The organism is Cognatundibacterium luofuense (assembly GCF_018139685.1).
Classification (GTDB): domain Bacteria; phylum Pseudomonadota; class Gammaproteobacteria; order Burkholderiales; family Burkholderiaceae_D; genus Undibacterium; species Undibacterium luofuense.
Genome location: NZ_JAGSPN010000001.1, coordinates 195,188 through 219,814, shown reverse-complemented (window position 1 = coordinate 219,814; position 24,627 = coordinate 195,188). Strand labels below are relative to the sequence as shown.

At 54.9% G+C, this 24,627-nt stretch carries 24 protein-coding genes; 7 read left to right on the top strand and 17 right to left on the bottom strand.

Annotated features, from left to right (window positions below):
- Positions 1-14: 14 nt before the first annotated feature.
- A complete protein-coding gene (gene glmU, locus KDM89_RS00970; protein WP_212686087.1) occupies positions 15-1,376 on the bottom strand; it encodes a bifunctional UDP-N-acetylglucosamine diphosphorylase/glucosamine-1-phosphate N-acetyltransferase GlmU in 1,362 nt (453 codons plus the stop codon).
- 189 nt (positions 1,377-1,565) lie between these two features.
- Between glmU and KDM89_RS00965 the strand changes: the two genes are divergently transcribed.
- The 6 genes from KDM89_RS00965 (at position 1,566) to KDM89_RS00940 (ending at position 7,699) form a co-directional block, all read left to right on the top strand.
- Positions 1,566-2,201 (top strand): PepSY-associated TM helix domain-containing protein, encoded by a 636-nt coding sequence (locus tag KDM89_RS00965; RefSeq protein WP_212686086.1) that lies wholly within the window; start codon positions 1,566-1,568, stop codon positions 2,199-2,201.
- A gap of 60 nt (positions 2,202-2,261) precedes the next feature.
- Positions 2,262-2,780, top strand: coding sequence for a DUF2271 domain-containing protein (locus KDM89_RS00960; RefSeq protein WP_212686085.1), 519 nt, complete (start codon positions 2,262-2,264; stop codon positions 2,778-2,780).
- 52 nt (positions 2,781-2,832) lie between these two features.
- Positions 2,833-3,645 (top strand): DUF4198 domain-containing protein, encoded by an 813-nt coding sequence (locus tag KDM89_RS00955; protein ID WP_230427605.1) that lies wholly within the window; start codon positions 2,833-2,835, stop codon positions 3,643-3,645.
- A gap of 33 nt (positions 3,646-3,678) precedes the next feature.
- The gene (locus tag KDM89_RS00950) at positions 3,679-4,692 is read left to right on the top strand and encodes an FAD:protein FMN transferase (protein ID WP_329604592.1); all 1,014 of its coding nucleotides are present in this window, start codon (positions 3,679-3,681) and stop codon (positions 4,690-4,692) included.
- Between the two features lie 56 nt (positions 4,693-4,748).
- Positions 4,749-6,107 (top strand): sulfite reductase subunit alpha, encoded by a 1,359-nt coding sequence (locus tag KDM89_RS00945; protein WP_438947493.1) that lies wholly within the window; start codon positions 4,749-4,751, stop codon positions 6,105-6,107.
- 218 nt (positions 6,108-6,325) lie between these two features.
- Positions 6,326-7,699, top strand: coding sequence for a tetratricopeptide repeat protein (locus tag KDM89_RS00940; protein WP_212686083.1), 1,374 nt, complete (start codon positions 6,326-6,328; stop codon positions 7,697-7,699).
- 76 nt (positions 7,700-7,775) lie between these two features.
- Here KDM89_RS00940 and KDM89_RS00935 read toward each other — a convergent pair whose 3' ends face one another.
- From KDM89_RS00935 to KDM89_RS00910, 6 genes are all read right to left on the bottom strand, one after another.
- Positions 7,776-8,921 (bottom strand): DUF4062 domain-containing protein, encoded by a 1,146-nt coding sequence (locus KDM89_RS00935; protein ID WP_212686082.1) that lies wholly within the window; start codon positions 8,919-8,921, stop codon positions 7,776-7,778.
- Positions 8,922-9,012: 91 nt separating this feature from the next.
- Positions 9,013-9,978 carry a lysophospholipid acyltransferase family protein gene (locus KDM89_RS00930; protein ID WP_212686081.1) on the bottom strand — a complete coding sequence of 322 codons (966 nt, stop codon included), beginning with the start codon at positions 9,976-9,978 and terminating at the stop codon, positions 9,013-9,015.
- A 14-nt stretch (positions 9,979-9,992) separates the two neighbouring features.
- Positions 9,993-10,718 carry a hypothetical protein gene (locus KDM89_RS00925; RefSeq protein WP_212686080.1) on the bottom strand — a complete coding sequence of 242 codons (726 nt, stop codon included), beginning with the start codon at positions 10,716-10,718 and terminating at the stop codon, positions 9,993-9,995.
- On the bottom strand, positions 10,715-11,896 hold the full coding sequence (locus KDM89_RS00920; RefSeq protein WP_212686079.1) for a hypothetical protein: 1,182 nt from the start codon (positions 11,894-11,896) through the stop codon (positions 10,715-10,717). The genes KDM89_RS00925 and KDM89_RS00920 overlap by 4 nt, the downstream gene beginning before the upstream one ends.
- A gap of 208 nt (positions 11,897-12,104) precedes the next feature.
- Complete coding sequence (locus tag KDM89_RS00915) at positions 12,105-12,260, bottom strand: hypothetical protein (protein ID WP_212686078.1); 156 nt, start codon at positions 12,258-12,260, stop codon at positions 12,105-12,107.
- Between the two features lie 283 nt (positions 12,261-12,543).
- A complete protein-coding gene (locus tag KDM89_RS00910) occupies positions 12,544-12,894 on the bottom strand; it encodes a GlpM family protein (protein ID WP_230427604.1) in 351 nt (116 codons plus the stop codon).
- Positions 12,895-13,103: 209 nt separating this feature from the next.
- On the opposite strand from KDM89_RS00910, the gene KDM89_RS00905 reads away from it, so the two are divergent.
- Positions 13,104-13,517 (top strand): hypothetical protein, encoded by a 414-nt coding sequence (locus KDM89_RS00905; RefSeq protein ID WP_212686077.1) that lies wholly within the window; start codon positions 13,104-13,106, stop codon positions 13,515-13,517.
- Between the two features lie 17 nt (positions 13,518-13,534).
- On the opposite strand, the gene KDM89_RS00900 is transcribed toward KDM89_RS00905, so the two are convergent.
- The 10 genes from KDM89_RS00900 to KDM89_RS00855 all read right to left on the bottom strand — a co-directional run bounded on the left by KDM89_RS00900 (position 13,535) and on the right by KDM89_RS00855 (position 24,621).
- Positions 13,535-14,071 (bottom strand): GNAT family N-acetyltransferase, encoded by a 537-nt coding sequence (locus tag KDM89_RS00900; RefSeq protein ID WP_212686076.1) that lies wholly within the window; start codon positions 14,069-14,071, stop codon positions 13,535-13,537.
- Positions 14,072-14,086: 15 nt separating this feature from the next.
- Complete coding sequence (locus tag KDM89_RS00895; protein ID WP_212686075.1) at positions 14,087-14,707, bottom strand: HAD-IA family hydrolase; 621 nt, start codon at positions 14,705-14,707, stop codon at positions 14,087-14,089.
- Positions 14,691-15,230, bottom strand: a complete 540-nt coding sequence (locus tag KDM89_RS00890; RefSeq protein WP_212686074.1) for a hypothetical protein — start codon at positions 15,228-15,230, stop codon at positions 14,691-14,693. Before KDM89_RS00890 ends, KDM89_RS00895 begins: the two co-directional genes overlap by 17 nt.
- On the bottom strand, positions 15,227-15,778 hold the full coding sequence (locus KDM89_RS00885; protein ID WP_212686073.1) for a GNAT family N-acetyltransferase: 552 nt from the start codon (positions 15,776-15,778) through the stop codon (positions 15,227-15,229). Before KDM89_RS00885 ends, KDM89_RS00890 begins: the two co-directional genes overlap by 4 nt.
- Before the next feature lie 134 nt (positions 15,779-15,912).
- Positions 15,913-16,128, bottom strand: coding sequence for a hypothetical protein (locus tag KDM89_RS00880; RefSeq protein ID WP_212686072.1), 216 nt, complete (start codon positions 16,126-16,128; stop codon positions 15,913-15,915).
- A gap of 152 nt (positions 16,129-16,280) precedes the next feature.
- A complete protein-coding gene (locus KDM89_RS00875; RefSeq protein WP_212686071.1) occupies positions 16,281-16,763 on the bottom strand; it encodes a hypothetical protein in 483 nt (160 codons plus the stop codon).
- A gap of 197 nt (positions 16,764-16,960) precedes the next feature.
- The gene (locus KDM89_RS00870) at positions 16,961-17,218 is read right to left on the bottom strand and encodes a hypothetical protein (RefSeq protein WP_212686070.1); all 258 of its coding nucleotides are present in this window, start codon (positions 17,216-17,218) and stop codon (positions 16,961-16,963) included.
- A complete protein-coding gene (locus KDM89_RS00865; RefSeq protein WP_212686069.1) occupies positions 17,218-17,400 on the bottom strand; it encodes a hypothetical protein in 183 nt (60 codons plus the stop codon). The genes KDM89_RS00870 and KDM89_RS00865 overlap by 1 nt, the downstream gene beginning before the upstream one ends.
- Before the next feature lie 126 nt (positions 17,401-17,526).
- Positions 17,527-20,814, bottom strand: coding sequence for a fused isobutyryl-CoA mutase/GTPase IcmF (icmF, locus tag KDM89_RS00860; protein ID WP_212686068.1), 3,288 nt, complete (start codon positions 20,812-20,814; stop codon positions 17,527-17,529).
- A gap of 237 nt (positions 20,815-21,051) precedes the next feature.
- The gene (locus KDM89_RS00855) at positions 21,052-24,621 is read right to left on the bottom strand and encodes an indolepyruvate ferredoxin oxidoreductase family protein (RefSeq protein WP_230427603.1); all 3,570 of its coding nucleotides are present in this window, start codon (positions 24,619-24,621) and stop codon (positions 21,052-21,054) included.
- Between the last annotated feature and the right edge of the window lie 6 nt (positions 24,622-24,627).

The following is a 24,627-nucleotide window of genomic DNA, read 5'->3' as shown; positions in this document are numbered from 1 at the left end:
TGATTTATACAGAATCAGGATTTCTTTTGTTTGACCGGACGCTGCCAGTTATCGATGGTCATTTGTTTAGCGCGAGACAATGTCAGTTTGCCATCCGGCGCATCTTTGGTCAGTGTCGTGCCGGCACCAATGGTGGCACCTTTACCCACTACCACGGGTGCAACCAGCTGGGTGTCACTGCCGATGAAAGCATCGTCGCCGATGGTGGTGCGGAATTTATTTGCGCCATCGTAATTACAGGTAATCGTACCGGCACCGATATTCACGCGGCTGCCGACGTCAGCGTCGCCGACATAGGCCAGATGATTGGCTTTACTGTGCGCAGCAACTTTGGAATTTTTGATTTCCACGAAGTTGCCGACATGCACATCTTCGCCGAGTTCTGTGCCCGGACGCAGACGGGCGTAAGGGCCGATCTGAGACGCTGCACCGACGACTGCATCTTCGATATGTGTGTAAGCCTTGATGCTGGCACCGGCGGCAATAACTGCATTGCGAATCACGCAGTAAGGGCCAATGCTGGCGCCTTCGCCGATTTCCACTTTACCTTCGAATACACAACCGACATCAATGCTGACATCACGGCCAGACTGCAGTTCACCGCGCACATCGATACGTGCAGGGTCCAGCAGCATTACGCCCTGTTCCAGCAAACGCTGCGCCACGCGCAACTGATGTTTGCGTTCCAGCTCAGCCAGCTGCACTTTGCTGTTGACGCCCAGCGTTTCCACCACATCATCCGGCTGCGCGGAGACCACCGGCACACCGTCTTCCACGGCGCGTGCCACAATATCAGTCAGATAGTATTCACCCTGCGCATTTTTGTTCGACAAGGTCATCAGCCAGCGCTTCAGATGCGGGGTCGGCACGATCATGATGCCGGTATTGGTTTCATGTACTGCTTTTTCTGCTTCGTTCGCATCTTTCTGCTCGACGATGCGGCAAATCTCACCGTTTTCACGGATGATGCGACCCAGACCGGTAGGGTCATCCATCATTACCGTCAGAATACCCAGCTTGTCGCTACCGGCGACGTCCATCAGGCGGCGCAGACTGACGCTGGTTGTCAGTGGTACGTCGCCGTACAGCACCAGTGTCGGGACTGCATCATCCAGCACCGGTACAGCCTGTGCGACTGCGTGGCCGGTACCGAGTTGCGGTTCCTGTTTTGCAAATTTCAGATCCGGAGCACCTATCGTTTGCGGCACTTGTTCGCCGCCATGGCCATAAATCACACAAATATTACTGGCTTCCAGACTGCGTGCTGTGTCGATCACATGAGCGACCAGTGGCTTACCGGCCACCGGATGCAGCACTTTTGGCAAATTGGATTGCATGCGCTTGCCCATACCGGCAGCAAGAATAACGACGTTCATAGGTGCTTTCTTTGAGAAAGATGAATAAAAGATAAACCGGTTGATTTTACCATTGCGGGGTACTGTACTGCGCACTGCAACAATTTGATAAGAAACAGTACAAACTTCCAGTGTGTTTTCCGGGTCTTTATGTAGACAAATCGGTGCATACCGTTATAATTGAGAATAATTATCATTTACAGGTTCAGAATGCAGGCCAGCTCTTCTCGCAATCAACCCCAGCAGCGCGCTTTCTGGCTGCGTCAGTTACATCAGTGGCACTGGATCAGCTCGGCGATTTGTCTGGTCGCCATGCTGGTATTTGCGATTACCGGCTTTACGCTGAACCACGCCGCGCAAATTGAAGCGCATCCTGTGGTCAGCCAGAATGAAGCACAACTGCCGGCAAATTTGCTGAAAGCCTTGCAAAAGGCGCGCGACGACGAGGCAAATGCAGTACCGCCGCAAGTCAGTGCATGGCTGAACAGTGAAATGGGAATACGCGATCCGGGGCAGGCGCCGGAATGGTCGCCGGAAGAAGTGTATGTCGCGATGCCGCGTCCCGGTGGCGATGCATGGCTGCGCGTCAGTCTGGAAGATGGTCATGCTGAATATGAACTGACCGACCGCGGCTGGATTTCGTTTCTGAATGATTTACACAAAGGCCGCAACACCGGTGCGGTGTGGAACTGGCTGATTGATATTTTTGCGCTGGCCTGTCTGATTTTCAGTATTACAGGTTTACTGCTGCTGAAAATGCATGCAGCGAACCGGCGTTCTACCTGGCCGCTGGTCGCGGGCGGGCTGGTGATTCCTTTGCTGTGCATATTGCTGTTTATTCATTAATTTACTCATTCATTTATTCGTTAAACCGATTCTGTTTTTTCTTTCCGGAAAGAGTTCTCTATGCGTTACGTTTTACCTGTTGCTATCAGCACCTTACTGGGTTCTCCGGCTGCACTGGTGCATGCCGCTGATCTGAATGTGAAACTGGAACTGCCGCGTCTGAATGTGGCGGAATACCACAAGCCTTATGTTGCGGTCTGGATTGAAAAAGGCGACCAGAGCTTTGCCGGCAACCTGACGGTCTGGTACGACCTGAAAAAACGCAATAACGAAGGTACAAAATGGCTGAAAGATTTGCGTCAGTGGTGGCGTAAATCCGGTCGCGATCTGACGATGCCGGTGGATGGCCTCAGCGCCGCAACCCGCACCGCCGGTGAGCACAGCCTGACCTTCAGCACCGATAAATCCGTGCTCGCTCAGTTGCCTGCCGGTGAATATCAGTTGCTGGTGGAAGCGGCACGCGAAGGCGGTGGCCGTGAAGTAGTGAAAGTGCCGTTTACCTGGGGTGGCAAGGGCGAATTCACTGCAAAAGCACAAGGCAGCCACGAAATCGGTACGGTGGCTGTACAAATTAAGTAATCCGCTTGTTAACCATTTCCATTCCCATTCAGATTCAAGATCATAAGGACAGATGATGAAACGCCTGACCCGTTTATGCGCCGCCACCCTGCTGGTTTGCGCCAGCTTCAGCGCCCACGCACACCGTGCATTTCTGGTGCCGTCACAGACTGTAGTTTCCGGCAATACGCCGTGGATTACCGTCGATGCAGCCGCAGCGACCAATGTATTTGAATTTGATCATGTTGCAACCCGTCTCGATAACCTGTTTATCACCGCACCGGATGGCAGCAAAGTCGCCGCAGAAAACCCGTTCACCGGTCGTCTGCGCAGCACGTTTGATCTGCAACTGAAACAAACCGGCACTTACCGCATCGGTATGCTGAACGAAGGTTTGTTCGCCAGCTACAAAGAAAACGGTCAGCCTAAACGCTGGCGCGGTACTGCAGAAACTTTCGCCAAAGAAGTACCGGCGAATGCAACAGATCTGCAAGTAACCCAGCGTATCGGCCGCGTGGAAACACTGGTGACGAATGGCAAACCGGGTGGTGTTGCTGTCAAACCAACGGGCAAAGGTCTGGAACTGAATCCGGTCACACATCCGAATGATCTGGTCGAAGGTGAAAACGCGACGTTCCAGCTGTTACTGGATGGCAAACCGGCGGCAAACGTGAAAGTCGAAGTGATTGCCGGTGGTATCCGCTACCGTCAGAAACTCGGTGAACAAACCTACACCACCGATGCCAGCGGCAAATTCAGCTTCCGCCCTGAAAAAGCTGGCATGATCTGGATGGAAGCCGAAGTGCGCGATGACAAAGGCGTACAGGCACCGGCCACCAACCGTGTTGCCAGCTATGTGGTGACGCTGGAAGTCCTGCCGCAATAAAGCGCTTTTGTTTTTGCTGCTGCGACTGCATTTGTGACTGTCCACCTGTATCTGCCTTTACACCAGACTGAGCCCCGCCCTTTGCCGGACGGGGCGCAGTCTGTACGTTTGTGCGGCAGCACCATGGGTACGCACTGGCAGATTGATGCGCTGATCCCGCACTCTGTGGACAGCGATGTGCTGGAACAGGCGGCGCTTGATCTTCTGCTCAACGTGAATGCGCAAATGTCGCACTGGGATCCGGATTCGGTGCTGTCACGTTTCAACCGTGCCGCTGCTGGTAGCCGTCTGACGATTCCCGATGCGTTTTACAAAGTGCTCGACTATGCGCTGTATCTGGCGCAGCAAAGTGAAGGTGCACTGAATCCTGCGGCTGGTAAGCTGATTAATCTGTGGGGTTTCGGGCCGGAAGGCCGTCGTACCGAAGCGCCGGTGCAGAAATCGGTACAGGCCTGTCTGGACGCCCAGGATTTTCGCGGGCTTCAGCCAGACCGCATGACGAAATCCATCACACAGCCGGGTGGCGTTGCGCTCGATTTATCGGCGCTGGCCAAAGGTTACTCTGTCGATTTACTGGCGGAGATGCTGGAACAGCACGGCGTACACAGCTATCTGGTGGAAGTCGGCGGCGAATTACGCGGGCTGGGCATCAAACCGGATTTTCAGCCGTGGTGGGTGGATCTGGAACCACCGGCAGAACAGGCAGACTGGCCGCTGCACCGCTTTGCGCTGCATGGTCTGGCGCTGGCCACTTCCGGTCAGTACCGCCAGCAATTCCGCGCTGATGGTCAGACTTACGGCCACACGATCGATCCGCGTAGCGGCTGGCCGGTCAGTCACGGCACACTGGCAGTGACCGTCTGCCATCCGCAATGCATGGTGGCCGATGCGATGGCAACTATTCTGCTGGTACTGCCACCGGAACAAGCCCTGCAATGGGCAGAACAACATCAACTGGCGGCACTGATCGTGTACCGCCCTTCTGAACACGCTCCCCTGACTGCCAGCGCCAGCACCCTGCTGCGTGCCATGGCGGAATTGCCATGACTGCTTCACGCTTACATCATCTGAGTGCTTCGCTGGCACTGTCTTCCGTTGCCGCGATGGCGTATCACTTACCGGGCTGGGCCAGCGCCTCGCTGGTCGGCAGCAGTTATCTGAGTTACTGCGCAGCCGTCTGGCGCGCGCACCGCAGCGCACAACAGCAGGCCGACGCCGCAGCCAGCGGGGACGCCGATACCATCATCGCCATTGCCAGCCAGACCGGTTTTGCCGCCACGCTGGCTGAAAAAACCTCGGCACTGCTGCAGGAGGCCGGTATCGCCCATCAGTGTGTCACGCTGAATCAGCTGAATGCGGAACGCTTAGCCAGCGTGCGCCGCCTGTTGTGCATCGTCAGCACCACCGGCGAAGGAGATGCGCCGGACAACGCCAGCCGCTTTTGCCGCGATCTGCTGCCGCAGCGCCTCGCATTGCAGGATTTATCATTTGCCGTGCTGGCACTGGGCGACCGTCACTATCAGCAATTCTGCGCGTTCGGTCATCAGTTAGCACACTGGCTGGATCATTGCGGCGCGCACCGTCTCAGCGATCTGATTGAAGTCGATAACGGTGACGAGGCCGCGCTGCGTCACTGGCAGCAAGAGCTTGGCCGCATCAGCGGCTACACCCTGAGCGCCGACTGGAGCGCGCCGGATTACACCGACTGGCTATTGAAAGGACGCCGCCTGCTGAACCCCGGCAGCGTCGGTGCGCCGGCCTATCATCTGATACTGCAACCGGCAGACGGCACAGCGGACTGGCAAGCCGGTGATATTGCCGAAATCCGTCCGCAACGCCCCGGCCAGCCGGAAGATCAGACGCTGCCGCACCGCGAATATTCGGTATCATCTGTCGCAGCAGATGGTCAGCTGGAATTGCTGGTGCGTCAGTTACGCAAAGACGATGGCAGCCTCGGCCTCGGTTCCGGCTGGCTGACCGAATATGCGGCGATCGGGCAAACCATAGGCTTGCGCATACGCCGTAATCCGCAATTCCATACGCCGGACTGCAAGGGCCTGATTCTGATCGGCAACGGCAGCGGTTTAGCCGGACTGCGTTCCCATCTGAAACAGCGCGAACGCGATGGCCGTCATCAGAACTGGCTGATTTTCGGCGAACGCCAGCGCGCCACTGACTTTTTCCATCAGGATGAGATTCTGCACTGGCAGGATAACGGCCACCTGCAGCGCCTCGATTTGTGCTTTTCGCGCGATCAGGAAGCCCGTCGCTATGTTCAGCATGCGCTGGCAGAACAAGCCGGCCAGCTGCGCGAGTGGATCAGCGATGGCGCAGCGATTCTGGTCTGCGGCAGCCTGCAAGGCATGGGCGAAGATGTACATCAAACCCTGCTCAGCATCCTCGGCGAAGCGCTGCTGGATGAACTCAGCGACACCGGCCGCTACCGGCGCGACGTGTACTGAGCACGACAACGGAGCGCGGCTACGGAGCACTAAAACCGCCTCCGTTGTGCAAATATCGTCATCTGCATTTTCCTGAGGCCCGGACTTTCTGCCGACGACCGCCGGATCGCTGTGCTGAACACCGCATTTAGCCTGTTTTTGAGCACTTGACGATGCTGCGCAGCCGAACAGCAGCTTGCCGGCTGGACAAGCCTCAAAACCCGCTCCTACAATGGGGCATGCAACCCGAACGTCCTACACCGAACGATGCCACCGCGCTGGCTGCACTGCACACCGAGGCGGAAGCCTTACTGTCCCGCCAGCAATGGCAGGCGGCAGATGTTGTGTATCAGCAAATACTGTCACACAGCCCGCAGGATGCCGTGGCGCTGTGCAACCGCGCTTATAGTCTGGAACACTTGCAACAATTACCGGCTGCCGTTGAACACTACCGGCACGCATTGCAACTGATGCCGGAAGAAGCGAGGATTGCCAGCAATCTGGCAGCGGTGCTGATACGGCTGGGGCAATGGCAGCAAGCAGAACAAGCTTGTCGCCACGCGCTGGAAAATGATGCCGGCTGCGTCAGTGCCTGGAGCAATCTCGGTATGGTGCTGGCTTGTCTGCGGCGTGAAGTGGAGGCGGAATCCTGTCTGGAAACCGCGCTGTTACTTGATCCGCAGCACCGGCTGGCGCAATTCAATCTCAGTTATCTGTATCTGCGGCAGGCGCGCTGGCAACGCGCATGGCCTTTGTATGAGCAGCGTCCATGGTTGCCGGATTTGCCGTTTGATTTACCGCGCTGGCAACGCGGCGATGCGCTGCACGGAAAACGGATACTGCTGGTACAGGAAGGCGGCTATGGCGATGTGATGCATATGCTGCGCTATCTGAATGCATTGCGGACGCTGAGTGGACACGACATCAGCCTGCTGTGCGAACCGGCTTTGCAGCGTTTGCTGACGCCACTACCGGCGCTGGAGGCGATTTACACCAGCCGCAGCGAACCCGATCCGCAAGCCTATGACATGTGGCTGCCGGTACTCAGTCTGCCCGCGGTCTTTGATACCCGCAGCAATGCGATACCGGCAGCTGTACCTTATCTGTTTGCGGATGAGGAAGAAGCGGCATACATGGCACAGCAATTACCGCCGCGTATTGCCGGTTTGCATCGTATTGGTCTGGTCTGGCAGGGCAATACCGCATTTCATAACGATGCGGAACGTTCGCTGCCCGTACAGACACTGCCGCAGCTGATACAAGATACCGAAGCGCAATGGTTCAGCCTGCAAACCGGCGCTGCCGCTGCACAGGCAGACAGCCTGCCTGCCCTGATCCGTACCGATCATTTACTGCATGATTTTGCTGCCACGGCCGCAGTACTGCGCCAGCTCGATGCGCTGGTCACGGTGGACACCGCCGTCGCGCATCTGGCCGGTGCGACGGGGATACCGTGCGCGCTGCTGCTGCCAGAACGCATGCCGGACTGGCGCTGGCTGCAGCATAGCAGCACTACCGGCTGGTATCCGCATACCCGTTTATGCCGCCAGCAAAGCGCAGGCGACTGGGACAGCGCGCTGAAGCAGGCAGCGCAGTGGCTGCAAACGCTGTGATGCGGACAATGCGATTCATCCGGCAATAAAAAAGCAGGCCTCAGCCTGCTTTTTCATGTGTACAGCAACATCCGCGTCAGGATTTTTTCGGCGCGTTTTTCTGGCTGCGTATCGTATCCATCAGAATCAGTTCAATCTGACGAACGATTTCAATTGCATCTTCCAGTTCCAGATTCGCACCTTTCGCCATCGCAGAAGCAGCGGGCATGGTATTGCTGACCAGCAGATATTCCAGCACTTCTTTCAGCAAGACATCGTGCACAGGAATTGTCAGCGCCGGTTGTACTTTTTCACGGAAGAACATATAACGCGGGCCGGTCAGATCGTAACGCTGGACCTTGCCACGGGCAGCCGGTTTTTCCGGTTCTGCCACCGGTTTGCTGTCGGCAACTGCAGGCGCAGGAGTCGGGGCAGAAACAGATGCTGAAACAGGTTCGGCAACCGGCTGCGCTGGTACCGCTGGCGGTACTGGCGGTACTGGTGGCGTTGCAGCTACCGGCGTTACAACAGCCGCCGGAGGCGCTGCAGGTGCGGGGGCAGCGACGGGAGCAGGTGCCGGAGCCGCGACTGGCGCTGGTGTGACCGGTGCAGAAGCAGCTACCGTAGCCGGCGCAGTGACAGCAGGGGCAACCGGCGGAGCGGACGACAGACTTTGCTGCATACCGGCGTATGCCGATGGCGCATTCAGCACACTGTCCGGCAGCGGGATATTCACGCCGAGCAAGCGGCTCAGTTCGTTGGCAATCTTGCTGGTCAGATCAGCGCGGGATTCAAAAAAGCGGATTTCATGCTGCAGGCTGATCTGGGCTTTCAGATCCGCGAGACGCAATCCAGCAGGGCCGGTATCAGCGTGTTTCGGCAGTATCCAGTGTTCATCTTCATCCATCAGAAACACCAGCGTCGGCACTGAATACAGTTGCGCTTCTTCGTATTCCAGCTGCACCAGCGATTTTCCGGTATCCGGATCAACATTGCCCAGCATCATGCCGAATATGACGATACAGACTTTGGAAGTACGTACCAGACGCAAACGTTCGGATACCGGCGTATCCGGAAATGTCAGCGCAGGATGCAGACCGGCAGCACTCAGGGTGTCGCCGATCTCTTTACGATGCGCGGCCAGATCAAACGGGGTAGAACTCAGAAAAACGGTAGTCATGCAGTATCCCCACAAAGTTTGCTCAGTCGGCTGCAGACCACCCGCCGGAGCGCTGGTGATCATGCAGCAATCTGCTCAGTATAACCCTTGCAGAGAACAGCGGGGCGGCATGCTGCCACTGCGGATGAATGCAATGTTCCCCGCATGCAACAGATCAGAGTATTTGCTGCAATTCGGGAAACTGCTGTACCAGCGCCGGTATGCGCTGCACCCTTGCGCGGATCTTGTCGGCCGCGGTCTGTCCGGGCATTTCGTGCGAAATCTGCGCCAGTCTTTCCCAGTAATGCCAGTATTCCGGCTGCTGCCGCACCCGTTCAGACACGGAGCGAAACAATGCACACATGATCGCAAATTCATGCTGACGTTCGTCTGCGCAGGCCAAGTCTTCCGGCAATACCGGCTGATCAAGCCAGATGTGCGCACCAAATTGTTCCGAGGGCCAGCTGTAAGCCGGAATGATCATGGCCTGATTTTTACGTGCCAGATAGGCGGTTCCCGGCATCACCCGTAAGTAACGGTCCAGAAACGGAACAAAACCGGTTTGCCGGATATCCTGATAAACATCGGGAAACATGGTCAGAATCTGCCCCTGTTTCAGCGCACGAACTGCTTTCGCCAGACCGCGCGGATTGTTGTACAGCACATTGATATTCGGCTGCGAAGTCAGCAAATCGAAGAAAACAGCGTTGCCGGCATTGTCGGCCGGATCATCGTAAAAAATATTGATCGTCTTTTCCGGCAGACTCTGCGCCAGCGCCAGACTACCGAATGCAAAACTACCGAAATGCGGCGTAACAATCATCACCGGACGCTGCTGAGCGGCTATCCATTCCCAGCTGACAGCACCGCTGGTCTGTATCATCGGTCGCCAGTCGCGGCGGGGAAATAATGCTGCATAACGCCGTAGTAAATCACTCTGCAAACGGGCGCGCTGCACTTTGCGATACCAGTGATCTGCCGGCAGCATTGCCTGTACGGACGCCGGAATCGTTTGCTGTAAAAACCGGCCCAGCTGCCATTTTTCCGGAAAAAATGGCTCAATCTGCGGTAAATGGTGCGCTGCGCGGTAGGCAAGCCGCAAAGCGCTTGCCTGAACAGCAGACAAAAGCGTGTTCTGCATAGTGCTGTCTCCGGTTATGTATGATCTGATCTGACAGCCGGTGCTGCCTGCGCCGTGCCACGGGCTTGCTTCAGTTGCAGTGTCTGCAATAAAGCCTGATGCACAGGATCATCCTGCTGCAGCAAAGCTTCACGTAACACGCATTCCAGCAAACGCATTTCATCCGCCAGCAGCGTTTGTAATTGCTGCGGATGTTTGCAGGCAAAGGTCTGTTCCGCCTCCCAGTCAGGCAAAGGCAGACTGATTTCATCCATCACCGCGCTGTACACTGTATCGGCATACAACTGAAACCGGTCCGGCTGAAAAGCTGGCAAGGTCATATCAACCGGCTGCAGCGTCAGGCGCTCAGAAATAGCGGCGGAGATGCGAAATACCGGTGGCCGGAATCGCTGAAATAATAAAAAATCGATGGCAGACAACATCAGTTCACGCGATCCGTCCTGCCACGGAATGAATGAAGGCCCGCTGCCGTTTAACTGGTCCTGCAAAACAATCACCGTGGCTGGTAATCCGGTTTTTCCCTGCAGACTGCGGATAAACGTAGCGGGACGCATCATCCGTTCAGCCAGCGCGCCGTTATCTTTTTCTTCCCATAACTGACTGCCGATCACAGTCACGGCCGGCCTGGTTTCCACCAGCCAGCGCCATAAGCGGCTTGTAGAACTGGCGATCATCAGCGCAGGTCCGGCCTCACTGACTTGCTCACTGAATACCGGCATCCATTGCACGTGGCGGCTCATGATTCCCTCACAACAGAAATGATGCTGCGCGCCAGGCGCAGTGCAGTCATCAGTGCAATGACACACAGCACTATCAGCAGCAAACCATGACCGCCGGCAGACATCCACGGCAAAACCGGTTGCAACAGCGCCTGTGTCAGTGCCGCAGCCTGAATGCCGCTCATATTGCCGTAGAACAGCAGCAAATTTCCGAAAAACAGTAAAGCCAGTGCCGTGAACGCGAGCAGGCTGAGACGCATTTTTCCTGATGGTGGCTGTACGCCGGACCCCGGCCGCAGACTTTGTACCCAGCGCCGGCTTTCCTGCAATAATTGCTGATGCAGGTTCGGTAACTTCAGCGCATCGGACAATATCCAGTAACCATCAAATTTCATCACCGGATTTAAAGTGTTCAGCATCATCGTTGCAGAAATCCAGATCGCAGCGAATACAGTGGCGTCGCTGCTTTGCAGATACCAGAGACTGAGACCCAGCACATAAACCGCTTGCAGATACAATCCACCGGCATCCACTACCACACGCTGCCAGCGGCTTAAACGCCACGCATCGTGGACTTCGGCATAAAACACAGGCCAGAACCAGTACAAACCTATGCCTATGCCCTGTTGCCTGCCGCCAAAGCGCTGTGCCGCACTGCAGTGGCCGAATTCATGCAGTAAGGTACCGGTCAGTCCCAGTGCCAGTGCGGTTCCCCACTGGGTCTGGTGCCAGTCCGCACCATGTCCTGTCCAGTGTGAAAAAAGAAGATAGCCACTGCATATTAAAAAACTGATTAACAAAAATGCAGCAACCGGAACCAGAAAAAAAAACTGAAAGAGGCGACTCAGTAAACGTACCCAGTCCGCCGGTAAAAAATGCCAGCGCAGCCAGAACGGATGCCGGACCGGGCTGTCGGTCCATAAGCCAGCGGGTAAAGCCAGAATCTGTTGCTGTAAAGATGTCGCATCACACGGGATCGCATACTGCTGCTGCATGATTTCCGCCAGCGCTTCGTAACTGGATTGAGGTTGCTGCAACAAGCGTAATAAGCTGACGGTCGCATGATCTGCGAGAAAATAGCGTTGCCCGGCAATGACCATCATTTTGTCGGGATGGCCGAGTTCAGATGCATTCTGGAATTCCAGATCCGGTCTCAGCGCGGGAACACTGCTTTGTAACTGCCCGGTATAGATTGACATGAATACCCGCCTCCGTAACGCGTACCGTTGCGGACAGGTATTCACCAATCCGGCATGATCGGAAACCCGTTGATCTGCGTTCAGATAAAACTGACCCGGCGGATGCCGGGTCAGGATTCAGCGAAATAAAGCCACGTAGTCCGGTGCCATTTTTATTGAATATCAACAAAAATCAGGTTCACCGAGCGCCACATAGCCCTTTGCTGAATTAGTTCGGAGAGCAAGTTGATGTGCAAGAGGAAGAACCTTTTGCTGCAGACATTTCGGCACCGGAAGTGTCGATCATCGCGCCGTCAGGCATTGCAACCATTTCCATTTCAAAACGGGATTCCAGTTCTTGTACTTCAAAAGTTTGCTTGGTCATGTCGTGTCTCGCTTTTTTATCGTCAATGTATCGCTGCGGATGCAGCTTTTTCCCCGGTTGTATCGTTTGGTATTGCAGAAACCTGACCGGGTACCGGTGAACCATTTCACCGATTCTTTATAAGGCATGTGAAGGCATGCCCAGTGAGAAACATCGTATAGCGATTCTTGCCACTCAGCCATGCGGGAAACAAGTACGATAAATATGAAATACGCATCATTTCAACAAAGAAACCTTTCCATGAATTGGAATCTTAGTTTCCCTTATTTCTTTTAAATCAGATTCAGGCTGTTCCCCTGACCGCTGCCCACACCCACAACAATAAACCAGCTGCTGATACCCAGACCAGCGTCGCGGTACCCAGCACCCACGGCAAACGAGCTTTCTCTGCCATTAAAAACACCGTCAGCAAATACAATCCATAAGGCAGTAATGACACCAGTCCGAACAGCGCTGTCTCACGCAATGCGGACGGACCACGCTCCGTTGCCACCAGAACATGCGCGATCAAAGCAAATGTTGGAAATAAGGGAACCAGTCCGGCCAGATACACATACCGTGTGCGTGCAACCAGACTGATCAGCAGCACAGCGGCGGCACCCAGCAGCGATTTCAGGAACAGGGAAAACATCATATTTGCGGCTTTTACTGCCGCCCTGAGAAAAACAGTCAGCTTAACAGCCCTGTTCTGCATGCCGTATTGTGGAAGTTGCTTAGCCGAAAGTGGTGGAAATTACCCCGTGCAGTCCGAACAATCTGCACTTTAATGCTTTAATTTTCATGAAAAAGATGCAAACCGGCACAATCACAGCCTCAGCCACCGTTACCTGCGAAGGAAATAAGATGAAATCAGGGATATATATTCTTTTCGCCAGCCTGACTCTGCTGGTATCTGCCACCAGCTATGCGGGCAGTGTTTGCCAGTCTTTATGTAGTTCAGAGAAAAAAGCATGCACCCGTGAAGCAGATCAGGATGCCAAAGCGGTGATTGATCCGCTGATCCCGAAAGCAACTGACAGTTACCCTTCGAAAAATCCGAACCAGTTACCGCCAACACCGACACAGGAAACCCGTCAGCAGCGTAATGATGTTTACCGCAAAAGCCTCGCTGAAAATGTGAAGCAATGCGATGTACAGGAGCGCCAGTGTCTTGCTGCGTGCAGTAAATCTGCCGATACAACGGATAAAGATGCGGATAAAAGTATCGAAAAATATTTAGAAAATAAAAAACTGCCGGCAGTACAGAAGGAAAAATAAATCACTGGGCGATACTGTTACCGGCTGCTGCAATCCAGCTGCATAAACATCCAGTGCGGTGCCAGCATCGAAGGCACTTCCGAACCGGGATAAGCAGCACATGGCTGAAAACCCAGATGCCGGTACAGGCTTTGTGCTGAATGCATGAAGGGGCCGGTATCCAGACAGATACGGCGCGCATCCTGCTGGCGCGCCTGCTGTATCAGATCGCGCAACAGCCTTGCTGCGATACCTTTTCCGCGCCACGTGCTTTGTAAATACACACGTTTAATTTCAAAATCACCGTTCGGCAAGCGCCGCATACCACCGTTGCCGATAAACTGATCTCCGTGCCGGATCAGATAAAACCAGTGTTCCGGTGGTGTATGCACACAGAGTTCTTTCTGCATTTGCTGTACATACGCATCCACAGTCATGCCGAGCAAATCCGTGGGCCGAATACCGAGATCGCTTTCTATGTGATGCATGACCCACGCAAAATAGTCGCGCTGCAGTTGCAGGATCACAGACTGATGCTGCGCTGCTGCAGCGACAAACTGAAACTGATCCGGCATATTTCCCCCTTTTTTTCAGAGCAGCACACCCAGTGCTGCCAGTTGCGCGCGGGTGCCGTCCCACCCCTGCACCTGCCATGCCTGCCAGCCTGCAGAGCGCGCGGTGATCACGTTTTCTTCCATATCATCAAAGAACCAGATTTGCTGAGGCTCCCTTTGCAGACGCACAGCCGCCGCCTCAAATATCGCAACATCCGGCTTCATGATGCCTAACTGATGCGAAGACAGCGCCGGATCGAAAACAGACAGCAAATCCGCAAATTTTTGCCAGTGCAGACTATTCGAATCACTCAGACAGGCGAGCTGATAATGCGGTCGCAAGGCTTGCAGGGTCTCGTTCACGCCTTCATAGAATCCTTCCGGCCAGCGGTAAAATTCCTGTAAGAACTCACTGGCGCTGATGGACAAATCCCACTCCTGCACAAATGCCTGTGCAAATTCATCAGCACTGCATAAGCCTGACTCAAAGCGGCGTATCACGGTGGAATGCAGCCAGCGCTGGCGCAATACACTGAGATCCTGTCCGGCTGGTAACAAGGCCGGTAAGCCGGTGAACACAGCATTGCGAATCAGTACGCCACCGAGATCAAAACACAGGCAAGGGTTCTGGCTGCGCGCATCATTTGCCGTATTCATTTTTCTCACTTTTGGAAAACAAAGCCGGTAATCCACTGGCCTGCGAAGGACATTGCAGCGCCGTATGCTGTTTCAGGTAACGCACCATCGCCTGCGTTGCCTGTTGCTGCTCTTCAGCACTCAGTGCACGATAACCGCGACCGTAAGACCAGCCATAACCCCAGCGGAAAGTCGTATTCAGCGCCGCATCGCCACCAACGCGCACACCGTTGTACATCATCTGCGCCAGTTGCGGACTGCCGGATTTGTTTTGTACGCACTCACGCAAAGCGATATCGGCTTGCAGGCGCTCTTCTTCCGTACCACCGCGCCAGTACGCGACATCGTGCTGCACACAGCAATCACACCAGTCCGGTGTGCCGCCCGGTGCACGGTCAGGAAACAGGCTGCAGCCATCTGTTGTAAATTCCTGAATGCCGGTTGTAGCTTTTGAGGTCGCGGGCGGCAAGTTCTGTGCGCTTGCAATACCCGTCAGGAACAGCGCCAGCAGCGTGGCGATCATTTGTTTTTGCAGACTGATCATGATTGCTTTGCATCAGCGTCGAAGACGCTGGCATATAAACGAAAATCTTTAGAAACACCGCGTACCATACGAAAATTTCTGAGCAAGCCTTCAAACTGCATACCGGCTTTTTCTATTACACGGATAGATCCCAGATTCGATGGCAGCACCGTCGCCTGCACACGGTGTAAATGTCCTTCCTGCAGCGCCCATTGCAAGGCGGCCTGTGCAGCAGCCGTGGCGAGGCCGCGTCCCCAGTAATCCGGATGAAAGTCATACGCCAGTTCTGCCGTGCGGTTCAGCGCAGAGACTGTATGAAAACCGACGGTTCCGGCCAGACGTCCGCTGTTGTCTTCGGTGACGGCAAAACGACGCGACGCGTCCGGTAGATTGCTGGCAAAGGCTTGCAGCGATGGCAGCAAGTCTTCTGCCTGCTGGACATTCCAGCTCGTGTGTTGCCAGACCGACGGTAAACACAAATAGTCGTACCACGCTGACGCATCGGTCAGCTGCATCTGCCGCAGGCTGAAACCGGGAAGCTGTAATAAAGGAAGAGAATCGGGAAACATGACATGTCATTGCATAGCTGGAAGAATGACATCATAGCAGCAGAAAATCCTGCACAAAAAAATGGAAAGCCGGCAACGCGAACTGCCGTTGCCGGTTTGCCAGGAGAGTACGGTACGGAAAATTACTGAGGTGCTTAAGACAGTCTGGCAGATTGGCCCTGGGACTGGCTGGCGCGTATGCCTGCATCATGCGATTGCGTCAGGCCAAACAACAAGCCCAGATGCAAACCGATCAGCGCAGCCTGTGGCGCCAGGCCGCTGCTGTAACCCAAAAAGCCACCTGCTACTGCACCGGCAGCAGCGCCGGCCATGAGCATTTTCCATTGAATCTGATGAAGAACAGCGCGCATGAAAAACTCCTGAATCGTGCAAAGCCGTATCACGGCAATGCATTCAGATTACGCTGCTCCGAGTGCGATGCTTTGCGCCGCCGCAAACACCGGCCTGCACTGTTGCAAGGCCACCATACGGATTTGCGCTGGCGCAAAAACCGGACAAGACCTTAACTGGCTTGTGCCGGCATCATGTCGCGTTGCAGTGCTTCCAGAGCCAGCTGACGCATGCGCTGCCTCATAAGTTGACGCCGGATAAAGCGCCAGCACACGACCCATGCCAGCGCCGGAAACAGGATTTTTGCACCTTCATACTTGGCAAAACCCAGTCCCACCGCATACGCCAGAAACACAGCAAACCAGCCCAGCGTCGCCAGCCTGACCCGCCAGTCCGTCCGGATTGCTTTTTCTGCCTGCTGATACACATCCGTCTGGGTGGCTTCATTCAGTTTCTTCAGCGCGGGCAACTGATACAGCTTCGGTACCGCCGCCGCATACGGGAATTCACGAAATGCTGCGGACGACTGCCGGCGCTCCAGCAGGATATCCGCCACTTTTCCGGCGGTTTCCGGATTCAATACATGCACTGGCGTATCGCCGGAATGTTCTGGCTTGTTCGGGGAAGACATCAGATTCACCACTGAAAATTTCACAGGCAGCCATCATGCAGCAGCCCGCGCAGCCCTGCAAGCCTGCTCACGGTGCAGCCGCCACTTAAATGTCAAAATTGCACCAAAATCGTGCAAAATGCGGTGTTCAGCACAGCACCCCGGCGGTCGTCGGCAGAAAGTCTGGCTGTCAGAAAAATACAGATGCGGATAGCTGCACAGTCGCAGGTTCAGATCAGTGTTCAGTCCGGGTCGCCTGGCCAGCGGATGAAGGCGAAGATCCATAGCATCGGCAGGATCATGCCGGGGATCAGGGCGGGCAGCGCCCACCATGCGGAGAAGCCGGCTTTTCTGAGCGTCGGGATACACAGCAAGGCCGGAACGAAAAGAAATATCAGCAGACCGGACACAAACGTCAGGAACAAGGGTACGCCCATGATCGTCAGCATACCGGCGGTCAGAACCACAGCTACCTGAAACGGCTCAAACAAAGCATCCATCAGCGCAACCCTCCGTTGTCCGGATTTGCAGGCCACTGACGGAAGGCGATGATCGCCAGTATCAGACAAAAGCCCAGACCGGGAAGCAGCAATAACAGCAGGACTGCGGGATTGGTTCGGGTACGCTGGCAAATGCGCCACAGCGGAATGCCGAGGATGAAATACATGAGTATGGCTAGCAACACCGGAGTCTCCTTTTTTTACAGTCTCACCGGAAATCGGGGACTGAGGTCGCATCTTGCCAAAAAAGTGACAAAAAAACCATGCCGCTTTGCAGGGGCATGGTTTTTTCGGGAGTATCGTCTGAATTACATATTCCGACGATACTGACCGCCGACTTCAAACAGTGCAGTCGTGATCTGACCCAGTGAGCAGACGCGGGCGGCGTCCATCAGGACGGCGAACACGTTGTCGTTGTTGATCACGGCTTGCTGCAGTGTAGCCAGCGCCTGTGGTGCGACATCAGCGTGGCGTTGCTGGAAGTCTGCCAGACGTTGCAGCTGCGATTGTTTTTCTTCATCGGTGGAACGGGCCAGTTCAATCTTCTGCGGTGCATCACCGGCTTTCGGATTGCGGAAGGTGTTGACGCCGATGATAGGCAGCGTACCGTCGTGTTTCAGGTGTTCATAGTGCAGCGATTCTTCCTGAATTTTGCTGCGCTGATAACCGGTTTCCATCGCGCCGAGCACACCGCCGCGTTCTGCGATACGTTCGAATTCCTGCAGCACGGCTTCTTCCACCAGATCGGTCAGTTCTTCGATAATGAAGCTGCCCTGATTCGGGTTTTCATTTTTCGCCAGACCCCATTCGCGGTTGATGATCAGCTGAATTGCCAGCGCGCGGCGTACCGATTCATCGGTCGGCGTGGTGATCGCTTCATCGTAAGCATTGGTGTGCAGACTGTTGCAGTTATCGTAAATCGCAATCAGTGCCTGCAACGTGGTACGGATATCGTTGAAGTCGATTTCCTGTGCATGCAGACTGCGGCCGGAAGTCTGAATATGGTATTTCAGTTTCTGGCTGCGGTCGTTCGCACCGTATTTGTCGCGCATTGCCACGGCCCAGATACGGCGTGCCACGCGGCCCAGTACCGTGTACTCAGGGTCCATGCCGTTACTGAAGAAGAACGACAGGTTCGCCGCGAAATCATCAATGTGCATGCCACGTGCCAGATAGGCTTCGACAAACGTGAAACCATTCGACAGCGTGAAAGCGAGTTGAGAAATCGGATTCGCACCGGCTTCGGCAATGTGATAACCGGAAATCGACACGGAGTAGAAATTCCGCACCTGATTCTGTACGAAGTAAGCCTGAATATCGCCCATCACTTTCAGCGAGAATTCAGTCGAGAAAATACAGGTGTTCTGACCCTGATCTTCTTTCAGAATATCGGCCTGCACCGTGCCGCGGACATTTTTCAGTACCCATGCACGGATTTGCGCAGCTTCTTCAGCTGTCGGTTCGCGGCCTTTTTCAGCGCGGAATTTATCCATTTGCTGATCAATCGCGGTATTCATGAAGAAGGCCAGAATGGTTGGCGCCGGGCCGTTAATCGTCATCGATACCGAGGTCGCCGGATCGCACAGATCGAAACCGTCGTACAGCACTTTCATGTCGTCCAGCGTTGCCACTGACACACCGGAGTTACCGATTTTGCCGTAGATATCCGGACGAATTGCCGGATCTGCGCCGTACAGCGTGACCGAATCAAACGCAGTCGATAAACGCTTGGCAGGCATGCCCTGCGATACCAGCTTGAAGCGGCGGTTGGTGCGGTAAGGATCGCCTTCGCCGGCAAACATACGGGTAGGATCTTCGCCTTCGCGTTTGAACGGGAATACACCGGCGGTGTAAGGGAAAGAACCCGGCAGGTTTTCCAGCATCAGCCAGCGCAGAATTTCACCGCTGTCCTGATAACGCGGCAGCGCAACTTTGCGGATGCGGGTGCCGGACAGGGTTTGCGAAGTCAGACGGGTGCGGATTTCTTTGTCGCGGATCAGCACGACGTGTTCATCGCCTTCATAGGTTTTCTGCAGTTCCGGCCAGCACAGCAGCAGCGATTTGGCTTCTGCACTCAGATGGTTATCGCGTTCTGCGATCAGGTTTTCCAGTGCTGCATCGCTGGCGGCATGACCGGCTTCTGCCAGCATACGGCGGCTTTCCTGCAATTGCTGACGCTCACGCGCAATACGCGATTGCTTCTGCACAGTTTTGTGATAGCCGCGCACGGTATCGGCGATTTCTGCCAGATAGCGGCTGCGTGCCGGTGGCACGATCACATTATTCCCACTGGAAAAACGTACCGCTACCGGTGCCAGACGGCTGCTGCGTGCTTGCAGACCACGCTGCACCAGCGCGGGCAACAAGCCCTGATACAACGCTGTCACGCCGTCATCATTGAAGCGGGATGCCTGCGTACCGAATACCGGCATTTCTTCCGGACGCTGGCTCCACAGTTCGCGGTTGCGCTGATATTGCTTCGCTACGTCGCGCAGTGCATCCTGCGCGCCTTTGCGGTCGAATTTATTGATCGCGACGAAGTCGGCAAAATCCAGCATATCGATTTTTTCCAGCTGGGATGCGGCGCCGAATTCCGGTGTCATCACATACATCGATACATCCACATGCGGCACGATCGCGGCATCACCCTGACCGATACCGGAAGTTTCGACGATCACCAGATCAAAGCCCGCCACTTTGCAGGCAGCAATCACATCCGGCAGCGCCTGAGAAATTTCAGAACCGGCTTCGCGGGTTGCCAGCGAACGCATAAACACACGCGACTGACCGCCCCACGGATTGATCGCATTCATACGGATGCGGTCACCGAGCAGCGCACCGCCGGATTTACGACGCGAAGGATCGATAGAAATCAGCGCGATGTTCAGGCTGTCGTCCTGATCCAGACGGATACGGCGGATCAGTTCATCGGTCAGCGAGGATTTACCGGCACCACCGGTTCCGGTGATACCCAGTGTCGGCACAGCGGAAGTTTTGGCGGCAGCGTGTAATTGCTCACGCAGTTCAGCGCTGACTTTACCGTTTTCGAGGGCGGTAATCAGTTGCGCCAGCGGACGGTGACGTGCTGCCAGTTCGCCTTGCTGCAGCACATCCAGTTGTTGCGGCGCATAACCGGACAAATCACTGTCGCAAGTCTGAATCATAGACAGAATCATGCCGACCAGACCCATGCGCTGACCATCTTCCGGGCTGAAAATACGAGTCACGCCATAGGCATGCAGATCCGCGATTTCTTCCGGAACGATCACACCGCCGCCGCCGCCGAATACTTTGATATGCGCGCCGCCGCGTTGTTTCAGCAGGTCGATCATGTATTTAAAGTATTCGACATGGCCACCCTGATAGCTGGAAACCGCAATCCCCTGCGCATCTTCCTGCAGGGCAGCAGTCACGATATCGTCGACGGAACGGTTATGGCCAAGGTGAATCACTTCCGCGCCGTTCGACATCAGGATACGGCGCATGATGTTGATCGAGGCGTCGTGGCCGTCAAACAGGGAAGCTGCTGTCACAAAGCGTACTTTGTTAGCAGGTTTGTATTCGGTGAGTTTCTGGACTTCGGACAGGTTAGTCATGTGTTCCTCAGCAAAATGAACAGAATGCGGCAGCTGGTAAATGGCAGCATTCTGATGATCAACGTGCAGCTAAGTTAGCTGACGTTAACGTTAACGTCAATTGAAAATGCCGATCTGTGGCGGCGGTGTCATTGTCGGAATCAGTGGATTTCCGTGAAATACCGGTTTGCGACACAAACCGGACAGCCACAACAGAGCGCTGTTGCAGGCTGGCCGGTTCATCGTGCAAGACCGTAATCAGGCGGATTTCTGCGTGCCACCTGCTTGTTGCAGGGTTTGCAAGCGTTCACGATATTCGGCTACGGCTTTTTCTTTCACGTGCCCGAAACCACGGATCATTTCCGGCAGACTGGCAATCGCCACTGCCTGATCCAGGGTTTCTGCGCTCAGACTTTGCAGCAAGGCTTCTGTCTGTGCGAAATACTCAGCAATCAGGGCGCGCTCCATACGGCGTTCTTCGGTTTTGCCGAAGATATCGAATGCAGTACCGCGCAGGCGTTTGCCTTTCGCAAGCACACGCAGTACACCGAACATCCACGAACCGTAACGCGCTTTGATCAGGCGACCCTGCGCATCTTTTTTCGCGAACAGCGGCGGTGCAAAATTGAATTGCACGCTGAATTCACCGTCGAACTGTTGTTTCAGTTTTTCAGTGAAATCGCCATTGGTGTACAAACGCGCTACTTCGTACTCGTCTTTGTATGCCATCAGCTTGTACGCATAACGCGCAACCGCCATGCTCAGGCGTTCGCCCTTGCCGAGTTTTTGTTCGGCAGCACGCACTTTTGCCACCAGCGTGGTGTAACGCTCTGCATAGGCTGCGTCCTGGTATTCACGCAGGAAATCTGTGCGGCGGGCGATCACTTTTTCCAGACTCAGTGGCATTTGCAGCACCACGCTCTGGGCCGGCAGCGCGATTTTTTCGACTTTTGCCAGATCCACTGCGGCACGGCGGCCCCAGGTGAAAGCTTGTTTATTGGCTTCAATCGCGACGCCGTTCAGTTCAATGGCGCGCAGCAACGCGGCTTCGGAAACCGGAATCGCGCCCTTCTGATACGAGAAGCCGAGCATGAACAGGTTGGTGGCAATCGAGTCACCCATCAGCGCGGTCGCCAGACGGGTTGCGTTAATGAAATCTGCACGGCCTTCCACAGAATCGCTGATCAGACGCTCAGTCGAATCAAGCGGGAATTGCCAGTCCGGATTTTTCGCAAACGCGCCGGTAGGCTGTTCATGCGTATTAATCACAGCACGGGTACGGCCTGCGCGCATTTTGGAAATTGCATCATGCGCACCGGCAGTCAGAATATCGCAACCGAGTACCAGATCGGCCTCGCCGGTTGCAATACGCTGTGCGCGCAAACGGGCAGGGTCTTGGACTATGCGGATATGCGAGGTCACGGAACCATTTTTCTGCGACATACCGGTCATATCCAGCACCGATGCGCCCTTGCCTTCCAGATGCGCCGCCATGCCGAGCAAAGCGCCGACGGTAATCACACCGGTACCACCGATACCATTCAGCAAAATATTGTAAGACTGCTCGCAGGCTGGCAATACCGGTTGCGGCAGGACACCGAAATCATCACCACGGTTGCCGCCGGTTTTGGTTTTGCGCACTTTGCCGCCTTCAACCGTCACAAAGCTAGGGCAGAAACCTTTGACGCAGGAGTAATCTTTATTACAGGAAGACTGATCGATCACGCGCTTACGGCCGAATTCGGTTTCCAGCGGCATCAGCGAAGTACAGTTGGATTGCGCGCCGCAATCACCGCAACCTTCACACACGGCTTCGTTGATAAACAAACGCTGATTCGGGTCAGGAAATTCGCCTTTCTTACGGCGACGGCGTTTTTCTGCTGCACAGGTCTGATCGTAAATCAGCACGCTGCAACCTTCGATATCACGCAGTTCACGCTGAACTGCATCCATATCTTTACGGTCATGCAGTGTGACCATGGCGGGCAAAGCAGAACGGTCGGTGTAGCGGCTCAGATCTTCCGTCACAAGCGCAATACGTTTCACGCCTTCCGCTGCCATTTGCTGCGCCATCATCGGCACGGTAATCGTGCCGTCAACCGGCTGACCACCCGTCATCGCAACCGCATCGTTGTACAGAATTTTATAAGTAATATTGACACGCGCTGCTACCGCCGCACGTATCGCCAGATAACCGGAGTGGAAATACGTACCATCACCCAGATTCTGGAATACATGCGGAATTTGCGAGAAAGCTGCCTGACCAATCCATGGTGCGCCTTCGCCACCCATATGGGTTGTCAGTTTATTGTGTTCAGGGTAAATCGCGGTTGCCATTACGTGGCAACCAATACCTGCCAGCGCCAGACTGCCTTCCGGTACTTTGGTGGAAGTATTGTGCGGACAACCGGAGCAATAATAGGCCGGACGTGCCGGTGTACTGACTTGCTTGCGCAGCACTTCATCTTTTGCTTCGAGGAAAGCCAGACGCGCTTTGATCAGATCACTGGTATGGAAACGGGCAATACGGCCGGCGATCACGCGCGCAATTTGCGCGACCGAGAAATCCGCTTTGGATGTCAGCAGCCATTCGCCGCGCGGATGCACCCATTCGCCTTTTTCATCGAACTTACCAATCACACGCGGGCGCACATCATCGCGCCAGTTATACAATTGTTCTTTCAGCTGGTATTCCACCATCTGACGTTTTTCTTCGACCACCAGAATTTCATCCAGACCCTGCGCGAATTCGCGGATGCTGTCCGGTTCCAGCGGCCATGGCATCGATACTTTAAACACGCGGATACCGATATCGGCGGCGCGCTTTTCATCAATGCCGAGTTCTTCCATCGCTTCCAGCACGTCCAGATAAGACTTACCGGACGCCACGATACCCAGTTTGGCATGCGGGCTGTCGATAGTGGTGTGATTCAGTTTATTCGCACGGGCATAAGCCAGCGCTGCATAGATTTTGTAATCCTGCATCAGCGCTTCCTGCTTACGCGCCTGCACGCCCAGCGTATCCAGCGACAAACGGGTATTCAGTCCGCCTTCCGGCATCACAAAATCTTCGGGATAAACAATTTTCAGGCGGAAAGGGTCAGCATCCACCGATGCAGTGGATTCCACGGTATCTGCCAGCGCTTTAAAGCCGACTGCACAACCGGAGAAACGCGACATTGCCCATGCATGCAAGCCCAGATCCAGATATTCCTGCACATTGCACGGATACAGCATCGGAATCATACAGGCTGAGAAAATATGGTCAGACTGATGCGGCAGTGTGGAGGAATACGCGCCGTGATCATCACCGGCGACCAGCAATACACCGCCGTACTGCGCAGTACCGGCGTGGTTCATATGCTTGAATACGTCGCCGCAACGGTCTACACCCGGTCCTTTGCCATACCACATGGAAAAGACGCCATCGTATTTAGCAGGGCCGATCAGTCCTACTGTTTGCGTACCCCAGACTGCGGTTGCTGCCAGATCTTCATTCACACCCGGCACAAACTGCACATGGTTTTGCTCAAGTAATTTTTTGGTTTTCCACAATGTCTCATCCAGACCACCGAGCGGTGAACCGCGATAGCCGGAAATAAAACCCGCTGTATTCAGCCCCATCGCCAGATCGCGCTGACGCTGTATCATCGGCAAGCGTACCAGCGCCTGAATACCGGACAGGAAAATCGTGCCTGAGTTGGATGTGTATTTATCATCCAGACTGACATCATTCAGGGCGGGGGAAATTTGAACGTCAGCAGTTGCGCTGACAGGGACGGACGCGGACGAGAGTCCAGCAGACTCCATCTTGGTGTCGGTTGACATAGTGGC